Annotated in this window: 15 protein-coding genes and 1 tRNA gene; 11 read left to right on the top strand and 5 right to left on the bottom strand. The window is 28.5% G+C overall.

Features of this window, described 5'->3' with window-relative positions; translation table 11 throughout:
• A partial coding sequence (locus WC168_RS07915; RefSeq protein ID WP_372618560.1) for an NAD(P)/FAD-dependent oxidoreductase occupies nt 1–122 on the top strand: 122 nt, incomplete at its 5' end.
• Here the strand turns inward: WC168_RS07915 and WC168_RS07910 are convergent.
• Complete coding sequence (locus WC168_RS07910; protein ID WP_372618558.1) at nt 80–907, bottom strand: hypothetical protein; 828 nt, start codon at nt 905–907, stop codon at nt 80–82. The two genes, WC168_RS07915 and WC168_RS07910, sit on opposite strands and share 43 nt — an antisense overlap.
• Before the next feature lie 136 nt (nt 908–1,043).
• Here WC168_RS07910 and WC168_RS07905 point away from each other — a divergent pair, with 136 nt between their 5' ends.
• From WC168_RS07905 to WC168_RS07875, 7 genes are read left to right on the top strand one after another with little or no spacing between them, the layout of a single operon-like run.
• Entirely contained in the window at nt 1,044–1,469 is a 426-nt protein-coding gene (locus WC168_RS07905; RefSeq protein ID WP_066160927.1) for a hypothetical protein, read from the top strand.
• Nucleotides 1,470–1,481: 12 nt separating this feature from the next.
• Nucleotides 1,482–1,679: a hypothetical protein gene (locus WC168_RS07900; protein WP_066160929.1), complete on the top strand. Its 198-nt coding sequence runs from the start codon at nt 1,482–1,484 to the stop codon at nt 1,677–1,679.
• Nucleotides 1,669–1,893, top strand: coding sequence for a hypothetical protein (locus WC168_RS07895; protein WP_066160931.1), 225 nt, complete (start codon nt 1,669–1,671; stop codon nt 1,891–1,893). Before WC168_RS07900 ends, WC168_RS07895 begins: the two co-directional genes overlap by 11 nt.
• A 28-nt stretch (nt 1,894–1,921) precedes the next feature.
• Entirely contained in the window at nt 1,922–2,323 is a 402-nt protein-coding gene (locus tag WC168_RS07890; RefSeq protein ID WP_372618555.1) for a hypothetical protein, read from the top strand.
• Nucleotides 2,320–4,167: a primosomal protein N' gene (locus WC168_RS07885; protein ID WP_372618553.1), complete on the top strand. Its 1,848-nt coding sequence runs from the start codon at nt 2,320–2,322 to the stop codon at nt 4,165–4,167. The genes WC168_RS07890 and WC168_RS07885 overlap by 4 nt, the downstream gene beginning before the upstream one ends.
• A gap of 43 nt (nt 4,168–4,210) precedes the next feature.
• Entirely contained in the window at nt 4,211–4,903 is a 693-nt protein-coding gene (locus WC168_RS07880; RefSeq protein WP_066407843.1) for a tetrahydrodipicolinate N-succinyltransferase N-terminal domain-containing protein, read from the top strand.
• Nucleotides 4,903–6,657, top strand: a complete 1,755-nt coding sequence (locus WC168_RS07875) for an ABC-F family ATP-binding cassette domain-containing protein (protein WP_372618551.1) — start codon at nt 4,903–4,905, stop codon at nt 6,655–6,657. The genes WC168_RS07880 and WC168_RS07875 overlap by 1 nt, the downstream gene beginning before the upstream one ends.
• Nucleotides 6,658–6,677: 20 nt before the next feature.
• On the opposite strand, the gene lptB is transcribed toward WC168_RS07875, so the two are convergent.
• From lptB to WC168_RS07855, 4 genes are read right to left on the bottom strand one after another with little or no spacing between them, the layout of a single operon-like run.
• Nucleotides 6,678–7,403: an LPS export ABC transporter ATP-binding protein gene (lptB, locus tag WC168_RS07870; RefSeq protein ID WP_066350288.1), complete on the bottom strand. Its 726-nt coding sequence runs from the start codon at nt 7,401–7,403 to the stop codon at nt 6,678–6,680.
• Entirely contained in the window at nt 7,396–7,812 is a 417-nt protein-coding gene (gene tsaE / locus WC168_RS07865; RefSeq protein WP_066160993.1) for a tRNA (adenosine(37)-N6)-threonylcarbamoyltransferase complex ATPase subunit type 1 TsaE, read from the bottom strand. The genes lptB and tsaE overlap by 8 nt, the downstream gene beginning before the upstream one ends.
• Nucleotides 7,809–8,798 carry an anthranilate phosphoribosyltransferase gene (gene trpD / locus WC168_RS07860; protein ID WP_260883773.1) on the bottom strand — a complete coding sequence of 330 codons (990 nt, stop codon included), beginning with the start codon at nt 8,796–8,798 and terminating at the stop codon, nt 7,809–7,811. The genes tsaE and trpD overlap by 4 nt, the downstream gene beginning before the upstream one ends.
• A 2-nt stretch (nt 8,799–8,800) precedes the next feature.
• Nucleotides 8,801–9,049: a S4 domain-containing protein gene (locus WC168_RS07855; protein WP_066160999.1), complete on the bottom strand. Its 249-nt coding sequence runs from the start codon at nt 9,047–9,049 to the stop codon at nt 8,801–8,803.
• A gap of 101 nt (nt 9,050–9,150) precedes the next feature.
• Between WC168_RS07855 and WC168_RS07850 the strand changes: the two genes are divergently transcribed.
• From WC168_RS07850 to WC168_RS07840, 3 genes are all read left to right on the top strand, one after another.
• Nucleotides 9,151–10,386 (top strand): argininosuccinate synthase, encoded by a 1,236-nt coding sequence (locus tag WC168_RS07850; RefSeq protein ID WP_279135306.1) that lies wholly within the window; start codon nt 9,151–9,153, stop codon nt 10,384–10,386.
• A gap of 114 nt (nt 10,387–10,500) precedes the next feature.
• Nucleotides 10,501–11,001, top strand: a complete 501-nt coding sequence (locus WC168_RS07845; RefSeq protein ID WP_066161005.1) for a gamma carbonic anhydrase family protein — start codon at nt 10,501–10,503, stop codon at nt 10,999–11,001.
• A gap of 42 nt (nt 11,002–11,043) precedes the next feature.
• Nucleotides 11,044–11,128: transfer RNA gene (locus WC168_RS07840), tRNA-Leu, on the top strand.
• Nucleotides 11,129–11,283 lie beyond the last annotated feature (155 nt).

Below are 11,283 nucleotides of genomic sequence, written 5' to 3'. Positions count from 1 at the left end.
GTCTATATTTTTGTGGAGAGCTTGTAGATATTGATGGACCTTGTGGTGGATACAATCTTCAATGGGCTTTTTCAAGTGGTTATTTGGCTGGAAAATTAAAAAGCTTTTTTAATAAAATATAAAAAAAAAATAGATAAAAAAGAGGCAAAAGTATAGTTTGAAATATAAATACAATAATCAAATCAACTATATTATCGCTTGAACTATCAATAGCATCTTTATACTCATCTACCTTTTTTTCATAAAAAGTCATATCAAATTTTTGTCTAAACTTTTCAAAAAAACCACTCTCTTTCTCCTCTACTGATTCAAGATTTATTTTACTTATCTCATCTTTTGTATTTAAAATGGTCTCATTTAGCTGTTCAATATTGTATTGAGGTTTTATAAAGTAGTCATAACTATACTCATTTAAGTATGCAATAAATGGAATTGAAAATCTTAAAAATAGTAAAATAAGTGTTAATTTAAGAGCCATATTTTTAATACTTTCTATGTTTTTAAATTTTAAAAATAGAAATATATTAAAAACTAAAATGGATATTATAAAAGTAAGATTGAAAAAATCATTTGATACAAAATTTAATAATATTTTTTGAATTCCAAGAGATACTAAACTAGCTAACATTATAAGTGAAAATTGCTCTACTAAATCATTTATAGGATCAAGTACCTCTCCAACAGCAACAACTACAAATGGAAGATTAATCTCTGTTCCTTGAGCCAAAGATATAACTGCATTTAGTGCTTTTGCACTCCCAAATACAATTAAAGCTTGATTAAAAGATCTATCTATAACATCTTTTGCACTCTCATTTACAACAACACTACTTGAAGCAAAAATAATAAAAATAGATAAGATCAAAATAGATATTTTGCCAAAATTATTAAATATAAAAGTTTTCATAAATCGGATTATACAAAATAAAAATCAATATTCAAAATAGTTTTTATTAAGCTTGATAGCAAATTAATAATTTACTAGAAATTAAAAAAAATATACTATAATATATACTTTAATATATAAAAACTTAGGATAAAAAATGCTATTGATGAAACTTCAATCAAGAGAGAAATTTGCTTTTTTACAACTTGCTCACTATTTAGCAAGAGTTGATAATAATTTTGGAAAAGAGGAAGAGGATATAATTTTAGATTATTGCGATGAGATGGGGATTGATAATATTGATTCATTCGATAATTCAAAATTTGATTTAGAAGAGATTCTAAGAAACTTTAAGAGTCAAAGAAGTAGAAAAATTGTATTAATGGAGCTTATGATTTTAGTTCATATTGATACAGTATTTAATATAAATGAACAGATTGTAATAGAGAAAATATCAAAATATTTTGATATTTCACAAAAAGATATAGAGAATTTTTCAGCATGGGGAAAAAGTGTAGCAAAGTTATATGAAGTTGCAAAAGTTTATATGGATGATAGCTACGATGAAGCGATGATTTCTTAATGGATAGATTAAATGCAAGAGATTGAGATTTTAAATAAAAGAGTTGATAATTTAATTCAAAAATATACTCAAGTTTTGTTGGAGAAAAAAGCCTTAGAGGCTAAAATCTCTGAACTTACAAATGAGAATGATAAATTAGAAAGATACAATCAAGATATGATTTTAAAAATTGACACCCTTTTAAAAAAGGCTAAATTAGATGGAAAATAAGAAAATAACTCTTCATATAAATAATATGGCATATGAATTAGTTTTAGATGATGATATGCAAAAAGAGATTACAAGACATTTTGATTTGAACAAAAATAATGAAACATTTACCCTTTTAAAAGCATATTTAACAACTTTAAAAGAGAAAAGAGAGCTTAAATCAAAGTTTGAAAAAGAGATTACAAATATCTCAAATAAGCTTGTAGGATTTTAAAATCAAAGCCTTTTCACTTCTTGAAACAATGTTAGTAATCTTAATCTTATCAATTGTTTTTGCAATTTTTACTCCAAAAGTATCAACTTTTTTTGATTTTGGAGTAAAAAATAAATTAAAAGTAGAGTATGCTCTTATAAACTCTGCAATTAAAAATCAAGAGTTTCAAGCTAACTTGCTACAAAATAGTTTTAATTTAACAAAATTTGATAGTGCAAAAATAGATACAAAAGATGAAGAACTTTTTAAATATATTTTAGAAAATCCTTTTAAATCAACTACAACAAAAGATAAAGAAGTTGGAAAATGGGCAAAAATGGCAAGTAGTGATTATATCTTTTTTACAAAAAATTCAATTGTTAAATTCTCTTTAAAAAACAATAGTTTTGAATGTATAAGCCCTGAAGAGATCTGCAAAGAGCTAGAATGAACTATTATGAAGTAGCAATTTTAAAATCACCTTTACAAAATCTTACATATCAAAGTGAAGAGTCAATAGAAATTGGTTTTGTAGTTGAAGTAATTTTAGCAAATAGAAAAAAACCATATTTAGCAGTTATTATAAAAAAAGTTGAAAAACCAGAGTTTAAATGTAGCAATATTTTAAAAGTTACAGAGTTTTTTTATAGTAAATTTATGCTTGAAATTGCTGATTTTATTAGTAAATATTATGTATGTTCACTAGGACATAGTTTATCTATTTTTCAATTATTTAACAAAAATATAGAAGAAAAAGAGATAAAAATAGAGTTTAAAAAAGATATACACCTTTCATCTTTTCAAAAAGAGGCAAAAGAGTTTTTAGATATTAAAAAACAAGCTTTGCTCTTTGCATCTACAGGTGCTGGAAAAACTGAAATATATATAAAAACAATAAAAGAGGTTTTACAAAGTGGTAAACAAGCAGTTTTATTGATGCCTGAAATCTCTTTAACACCTCAAATGCAAAAGAGACTTGAAGAGGTTTTTGGAGATAGTGTAGCAATTTGGCACTCAAAAGTTAGCTCTAAAAAAAGAGCAGAGATTTTAGAGAAACTTCAAACTTCTGAAATAAAACTAATAGCGGGTGCAAGATCAGCACTATTTTTGCCTTTTAAAGATTTGGGTTTAATTGTTGTGGATGAAGAGCATGATGACTCATATAAAAGCGATCAAACACCAAGATACAATGCAAAAGATTTAGCAATATATATATCTAAAAAGTTTGATCTAAGACTTATTTTAGGAAGTGCAACACCATCAATAAACAGTTTTTACAAAATCCCATATTTTGAACTAAACAAAACATTTTATGAGACAAAAAAGAGTTATATTTTTGAATCTAGTAGCTTAAATATTTCCCAAAAAAGTTTAGAAAAAATAAAAGAGAATCTAAACAACTCACATCAAACAATTGTTTTTTTACCAACAAGGGCAAACTACAAACACCAAATCTGTTTTGATTGTGGCAAAAGTGTTGAGTGTCCATTTTGTAGTGTCTCTATGAGTTTACATAAAAATGATAGAGCTTTGAAGTGCCACTATTGTGGATATACTTCAAAAATTCCAGATGTTTGTCCATCTTGTAAAACTGGAATTGTAAGAAATCATAGAGTAGGAACTGCACAAATTGAGGAGATTTTAAAAGAGGAGTTTCCAAATAGCGTTATAAAAAGATTTGATAAAGATAGTGTAAAAACAGAAAAAGAGTTGAAAAATATTCTTGAAGAGTTTAATCAAAACAGAATTGATATTTTGGTTGGAACGCAAATGCTTTCTAAAGGGCATGATTATCACAATGTTAAATTAGCAGTTGTTTTGGGAATGGATAGTTTACTTAATATGAGTTCATATAAAGCTAGAGAAAATGCTTTGAGTCTTCTTTTTCAAATATCTGGAAGAAGTGGCAGAAATGGTTTTGGTGAAGTTATTATTGAGAGTAAAAATGAGGATTTTTTTAAGCACTATTTACTTGAATCAAACTACAAAGAGTTTTTGCAAAGTGAGTTGGAGTTTAGAAAAGATTTATACCCTCCATTTGTAAAACTATCTCGTGTTATTTTAAGCTCAACGAATGGTTTAAAAGTAAAAGAGGAGCTTGAAAAAACAGTAAATGAGCTTCAAAATATAAAAGATATTGAAATAGTTGGATTTGGAGAGTGTGCTATATTTAAAATTGCAAACAAATATAGATTTGAGATAGTTTTAAGATCACAAAATACAAAAGCACTTTTAAATGCTTTGCATTCAATAAATAGTGCTAATGCAACTATTGATATGGATACTATTTATTAAACTTTTAGTAAAATCTGAAAAAATTTAAAAAGGAGCCAAAGATATGATAAATTCAAAAGATGATTTTAATGCACTGTTTGAAACTATTGCTAAAGAGAGTTGGTACAAAAAACCACTAGCATTTGGAATTGCAAGAGTTAATTATGGAACTTTAAATCCAAATAGAGTTTTAGAAGCAGTTTTTCCAGTTTTTAATTGGAATGAAAATGAAAAGAGTGCGGCAATTTTCTTAGCAGCTTTAAAACAAAGTGGTCAAGATGTAGATTGTTCTAAAAGTGAGGGTGTTTACTCTATTAGTGATGGTTTTTTAGGTTATTGTATAGAGGCTTATAAACCATTTTATGAAGAGAAAGAGAGACATAAAAATCTTCAAGCCGTATCAACACTAGCAAGTTTACCAATAAATAGTGGACTAGGTGCAGATGATTTTAGAGTTGTATTTATTTTTGAAGATAAAAAACCACAAAGTGTTGAGAGTGCTTATTTAAAACTATATGCAAAACATAGCAAAAAAGTTGAAGATGTAAATCTTGATGGTGTTGAAGATTTGCTTACAAACTGTGCTTGGATAGATGGAAAACCAATAGAGTTAGATTGGTTAAGACAAAATGAGATAACTTTAAAAATAGCAGATAAATATCCAAAAGTTGATTATGTTGGAAAATTTTCAAGATACTTAAACCATATAATTCCAAATGAGAATGAAACTTCGTGTAAAGGTGTACTTTTTAAATAATGATAGAGCTAATAAATATAAAAAAATCATATCCAACTCAAGATTTATATCAAGATTTAAATTTAAGATTAAATAAAGGTGATAAGGTAGGTCTTGTTGGACGAAATGGAACTGGAAAATCAACGCTTTTTAAACTTATACTGGGAGAAGAGCAACCAGATAGTGGGGAGGTTGCAACTCCAAAGAACTATAAAATTGGTGCTTTAAAACAGTATTTTGATTTTACTGAAAAAACTTTAATTGATGAAACAGCTTTAGCTTTGGGTGAAGATGATAAGTATAATATCTATAAGGCTGAAAAAATTTTATTTGGTTTAGGATTTAGTGAAGAGGATTTACAAAAAGAGCCAAAGAGTTTTTCAGGTGGTTATCAAATAAGAATAAATCTAGCAAAACTTCTTTTAACAGAGCCAAATATGCTACTTCTTGATGAGCCTACAAACTATTTGGATATTTTATCTATTAGATGGTTAAGAGAGTTTTTAAAATCTTTTGATGGAGAGCTTATACTTATAACTCACGATAGAGATTTTATGAATAGTGTTTGTACTCATACAATGGGAATTGTTCGAAAAAATGCCTTTATAATTCCTGGAAGTACTCAAAAGTTTTTTGAACAACTTGCTAGTAATGAAGAGCATTATGAGAAACAAAAAATTGCTCAAGAGAAAAAGATTAAAGATCTTGAAGAATTTATTGCTAAAAATAAAGCAAGGGCAGCAACAGCAACACTAGCTCAATCAAAGGTAAAAATTTTAGAGAAAATGGAAGTTATGGAAGATTTAGAGTATGCAAAAGATCTAAAATTTGATTTTAACTATAAAGATACAAGTGCTAAATTTTTACTTGAAGTAAAAGATGTAAGTTTTGGATATGATAAAAATAATATTCTTTTCAAAGATATAACTTTTGCATTAAGCAAAGGCGAGACTTTGGGAATTATAGGTAAAAATGGAAAAGGAAAATCTACACTTTTAAATGTTTTAGCAGGTGAACTAAAGGCTCTTAGTGGGAGTGTAGATTTTCATCCAAGTACAGTTTTTGGGCATTTTGGACAGACAAATATAAATCATCTGAACCTAAATAATACAATTTTAGAAGAGATACAAAGTGTAAATAACAAAATTCCAGAACCTGTTATTAGAAATATTTGTGGAATTATGATGTTTAGTGGAGATAATGCAAAGAAAAAAATCTCTTTATTATCTGGAGGAGAGAAAAGTAGGGTAATGCTTGGAAAAATTATTGCACAAGATGTAAATCTACTTTTTCTAGATGAGCCTACAAACCACCTTGATATTGAATCAATTGAAGCACTTACAACTGCTATAAAAGAGTTCGAGGGTTCAAGTATTATAGTAACTCACAGTGAAGAGCTACTAAGAGCTGTTTGCGATAGATTAATAGTTTTTACAAATGATGGAGCAGATTATTTCAATGGAACTTATGATGAGTTTTTAGAGAAAATTGGTTGGGGCGATGATATTGATGATAAGAAATCAAACAAAAAAGAGGAAAAAAAAGATAAGCCAAAACTAAATAAAAAAGAGAGTAAACAGTTAAGAGCACAATTGGTTGCTAAAAAGAGTCAAGATTTAAAACCTCTAAAAGCAGAGCTTGAAGAGTTAGAATCTAAAGTCTCAACACTTTTTGGTGCAGATAAGATAAAAGTTGAAAATAGTATTTTAGAAATTATGCAAAAAATTGAGAATATAAACAGAGAGTTTGACGAAAAAATGGCAGAACTTAGCTAAAACAAAAGGGATTTTAAATTTTAACTAAATTTAAAATCCTCACCTAAATAGTGCTCTTTTACTCTTTGGTCATTTTTTATCTCATTTGCAGTTCCACTTGCTAATAGTGCCCCAGCTTTCATAACATAAGCTCTATCGCAAATTTCCAAAGTCTCTCTTACATTATGGTCTGTTATTAAAACACCAATGTTTAACTTTGTTAAATCTTTAACTAAATTTTGAATATCTTTAACAGCAATTGGATCAACTCCTGCAAAAGGTTCATCAAGAAGTAAGAATTTTGGATTTGAAACAAGTGCTCTTGCAATCTCTGTTCTTCTTCTCTCTCCTCCTGATAAAGATACACCTTTTCTTTGTCTTATTGGTTCAATATTTAAAAGTTGCAAAAGCTCTTCAACTCTTTGTTGTTGAATCTCTTTATCTTTAAAAGCAATTTCAGCTGCTAAAAGAAGATTGTCTTCAACACTTAAATCTTTAAAAATAGATGACTCTTGAGGCAAATATCCAATTCCTCTTAGTGCGCGTTTGTGAAGAGGAAGAGCTGTAATATCTTCAGCGTCAAAATATACATTTCCGCTACTTGGTTTTACAAGTCCACAAACTGTATAAAATGTAGTAGTTTTTCCAGCACCATTTGGTCCTAAAAGTCCTACAATTTCGCCTGTATTAACTTCAAGGCTAATACCATGCAATATTTGTGTTTTTTTAATATTTTTTTTGATATCAACTATTTTTAACTTACTCATTTATAATGTACAACCTTTTATCATCTTTTTTATCTATATTTATTATTAAAAAATCAAACCCATAATCGCTTAGAATATTTTCTAAAGCACTATTTCCCCACTCAACAAAATGTATTCCACTCTTTTCAAACTCTTCAAGCATACCTAAAGCTATAAAATCCTCTAAACTCTTATTATATAAATCATAGTGAAAAATATTTTCACCATATTGAACTTGAAGTGAAAATGTAGGAGAGTTTACAAGATCTTTTAATCCAATAGATTTTACATACTCTTGCACTAAAGTAGTTTTTCCACTTGCTAAATCACCTTTTAATAAAACAATACAATCTCTATTTTGAACTCTTTTTTTAAGCTCATTAACAACTAATGATATATTCTCTAAAGATGTTAAAAACTCTTTTTTCATTTTAAACTAAGCCTTTTTGAATAGTTTACAATCTCTTCTAATTTTTTATATGCTTTTTGACTTTTTATAGCCTCTCTTGCTATTTCTATTCCATCTTTTATATCTCTTGCTTTATCATCAACTACTAATGCAGCAGCTGCATTTAATAGAACAATATCAAGTTTTGCTCCAGTTGTTTTTCCGCTTAAAATATCTCTTGTAATTTGAGCATTCTCTTTTGGTCCAGCTCCAACTATATCATCTTTAGATGCAATTTTTAATCCATAATCTTCTGGATTTATAATAAAATCTGTAAGTTTTCCATTATCAAGTAGTGTTGCATAAGTAACACTTGAGATTGATATCTCATCCATTCCATCTTCACTTGATAAAACAATTGCTTTGTTGCAATCTAGCATATCTAAAGCTGTTGCAATTTTATTTATAAAATCTTTATGAAATACACCAATTACCTGTTTTTTAACCATAGCAGGGCTACAAAGTGGTCCAATTATATTCATAATAGTTCTATGGTCAATAGTTTTTCTAACAGGTGTAATATATTTCATAGCTGGATGATGATTTGCTGCAAACATAAATCCAAAACCAGTATCTTCAAGCATTTTTGATGTATCTTCAAGACTTAGATTTAAATTTATTCCCAAAGCTTCAAGCATATCAGCACTTCCACTTTTACTTGTAACACTTCTATTTCCATGTTTTGCTACAAATGATCCAACGCTTGCTAGTAAAATAGAGACTGTACTTGAAATATTAAAACTATAACTTTTATCTCCACCAGTTCCTACAATATCAATTGCTTTGTTCTTTAACTCTTCACTAATAGGAAGAGCAATCATATGATCTCTCATAGAACTTGCAGCTCCAGCAAACTCTGAAGCTGTTTCACCTCTTTCATATAGTGCTAAAAAATACTCTCTTATATCATCTGGTGATAATCTATTTTCAAAAATATCATCAAACTTTGCTTTTGTCTCTAAAAACATATTTAAATTATCCTTTGTACATATTCATCTATTTTTGATTTTGGCGTTGATTTTGTTGTTGGAATTTGAAGAATTTTAAATTTTTCACTATTTTCAAGATATTTTATCTCTATAATATCTCCAACCTTTACCTCTTTTGCTTTTTTAACGGCATTTCCATTTAGAAATACAACTTTATGTTCTAGCATATCTTCTGCTATTGCTCTTCTTTTTGTGATATTTACACTGTTTAAAAATTTATCTATTCTCATAAGTTTGATTATATTGAAATAAAAATTAAAAGTGCTTAAATGGTTTTATAGTAAAAATTTGGTATTATCCCGCCTATAAATTACCAAAACTAGGAAAAATAATGAGTAAAAAAGATATAAAAAAAGTTGTACTTGCATATAGTGGAGGCTTAGATACTTCTATTATTTTAAAGTGGCTTCAAGAGGAGTATAGTGCTGAAGTTATTACTTTTACAGCTGATTTAGGACAAGGTGAAGAGGTAGAACCTGCAAGAAAAAAAGCAATTGCTTGTGGAATTAAACCTGAAAATGTTTATATTTTAGATTTAAAAGAGGAGTTTGTAAAAGATTATGTTTTCCCTATGTTTAGAGCAAATGCTATTTACGAAGGTGAGTATCTTTTAGGTACTTCAATAGCAAGACCACTGATTGCAAAAAAACTTGTTGAAATTGCAAATGAAAAAGGTGCACAAGCTGTAAGTCATGGAGCAACTGGAAAAGGAAATGACCAAGTTAGATTTGAACTAGGAGCATTAGCACTAAATCCAGATTTAAAAGTAATTGCACCTTGGAGAGAGTGGGAGTTAAACTCAAGAGAGTCACTACTTGAGTATGCAAAAAAACATGGAATTGAAATTTCACAAAAACATGTTGATGAAAATGGAAACCCAAAAATAAGCCCATATTCAATGGATGCAAACCTTTTACATATATCTTATGAAGGGCTTCATTTAGAGAACCCAGCTGCTGAGCCTGAAGAGTCTATGTGGTTATGGACAACATCTCCTGAAAAAGCTCCAGATAAGCCAGAGTATATTGAAATTGAGTATAAAAATGGAGACCCAATTGCACTAAATGGTGAGAAATTATCTCCTGCTTCTTTACTTGAAGCTTTAAATAAACTTGGAAATAAGCACGGTATTGGAAGAGTTGATATTGTTGAAAATAGATATGTTGGTATGAAAGCTCGTGGTTGTTATGAGACTCCAGGTGGAACTATTATGTTAAAAGCTCATAGAGCTATTGAATCTTTAACTTTGGATAGAGAAGCTACTCACTTAAAAGATGAGTTAATGCCAAGATATGCAAAACTAATCTATCAAGGATATTGGTTTAGTCCAGAGCGAGAGATGCTTCAAGCTGCAATTGATGCAACTCAAAAGAGTGTTGAAGGAAAAGTAAAACTTAAACTTTACAAAGGTAATGTTATGGTTGTTGGTAGAGAGTCAAGTAAATCTTTATATGATGATGCATATTCAACATTTGAAAAAGATGAAGTTTATAATCAAAAAGATGCAGAAGGATTTATTAGATTAAATGCTTTAAGACTTGTAATTGCAGGTAAAAAACAAAAATAAATAGTAGAAGTTAAGGAAAATATCCTTAGCTTCTTCAAAACTTCTAATTTGCAACTTCATTGCTACTTTTTTATACTAAAATCTTGCCTTATTATTTAAAGGAGATTTATACTTATGATATTAAAATTTAAAGAGTTTTACCCAAATATTCATCCAACTGCTTGGATTGCACCAAGTGCAGATTTAATTGGAAATATAGAAATAGCAGAAGATAGTTCCGTTTGGTTTGGATGTGTTATTAGGTCTGATGTAAATGAAGTAAGAATTGGTAAAAATACAAATATTCAAGATCTATCATGTATTCATACTGATACAAATACAAAAACAATTATTGGTGATAATGTAACAGTTGGTCATAAAGTTATGCTTCATGGATGTACTATTGAAAATAACTGTTTAATAGGAATGAGTGCTACAATTTTAGATAATGCAGTTATAGGTGAAGGAAGTATTGTTGGGGCAAACTCACTTGTAACTTATGGAAAAGTTTTTCCACCAAAAAGCTTGATTATGGGAAGTCCTGCAAAAGTTGTAAGAGAGCTTAGTGATGAGGAAGTTCAAGGTTTAATAGACCATGCAAAACATTATGTAGAGTATAAAAACGAATATAGATAAGCTTAAGAAAAAATAGATATAATTTCGGTCTATTTTTTCTATGCGGATGTGGTGGAACGGTAGACACGCTACCTTGAGGTGGTAGTGCATTATGTGTGTGCGAGTTCAAATCTCGCCATCCGCACCATTTAAATTATTTAAAATCTAATAAACATTTTTTTTATTTAAGCTACTTTTGACTATATTAAAAAGAAAAGGATTTTAATATGTCATTTGAAAAGCTCAAAAAATCAAATTCAACTATACTAATTCCTGTTTTTATTCCAGCAGTTATTGTAATAT

The organism is Aliarcobacter sp. (genome assembly GCF_041672065.1).
Classification (GTDB): Bacteria; Campylobacterota; Campylobacteria; order Campylobacterales; family Arcobacteraceae; genus Aliarcobacter; species Aliarcobacter skirrowii.
This window is presented reverse-complemented; position numbering and strand designations above follow the sequence as displayed.

Bases quoted from the DNA above. Each gene is read 5' to 3' on its own strand.
- WC168_RS07910 (WP_372618558.1), bottom strand. From the start codon at position 907: ATGAAAACTTTTATATTTAATAATTTTGGCAAAATATCTATTTTGATC.
- WC168_RS07905 (WP_066160927.1), top strand. From the start codon at position 1,044: ATGCTATTGATGAAACTTCAATCAAGAGAGAAATTTGCTTTTTTACAA.
- WC168_RS07900 (WP_066160929.1), top strand. From the start codon at position 1,482: ATGCAAGAGATTGAGATTTTAAATAAAAGAGTTGATAATTTAATTCAA.
- WC168_RS07895 (WP_066160931.1), top strand. From the start codon at position 1,669: ATGGAAAATAAGAAAATAACTCTTCATATAAATAATATGGCATATGAA.
- WC168_RS07890 (WP_372618555.1), top strand. From the start codon at position 1,922: ATGTTAGTAATCTTAATCTTATCAATTGTTTTTGCAATTTTTACTCCA.
- WC168_RS07885 (WP_372618553.1), top strand. From the start codon at position 2,320: ATGAACTATTATGAAGTAGCAATTTTAAAATCACCTTTACAAAATCTT.
- WC168_RS07880 (WP_066407843.1), top strand. From the start codon at position 4,211: ATGATAAATTCAAAAGATGATTTTAATGCACTGTTTGAAACTATTGCT.
- WC168_RS07875 (WP_372618551.1), top strand. From the start codon at position 4,903: ATGATAGAGCTAATAAATATAAAAAAATCATATCCAACTCAAGATTTA.
- lptB (WP_066350288.1), bottom strand. From the start codon at position 7,403: ATGAGTAAGTTAAAAATAGTTGATATCAAAAAAAATATTAAAAAAACA.
- tsaE (WP_066160993.1), bottom strand. From the start codon at position 7,812: ATGAAAAAAGAGTTTTTAACATCTTTAGAGAATATATCATTAGTTGTT.
- trpD (WP_260883773.1), bottom strand. From the start codon at position 8,798: ATGTTTTTAGAGACAAAAGCAAAGTTTGATGATATTTTTGAAAATAGA.
- WC168_RS07855 (WP_066160999.1), bottom strand. From the start codon at position 9,049: ATGAGAATAGATAAATTTTTAAACAGTGTAAATATCACAAAAAGAAGA.
- WC168_RS07850 (WP_279135306.1), top strand. From the start codon at position 9,151: ATGAGTAAAAAAGATATAAAAAAAGTTGTACTTGCATATAGTGGAGGC.
- WC168_RS07845 (WP_066161005.1), top strand. From the start codon at position 10,501: ATGATATTAAAATTTAAAGAGTTTTACCCAAATATTCATCCAACTGCT.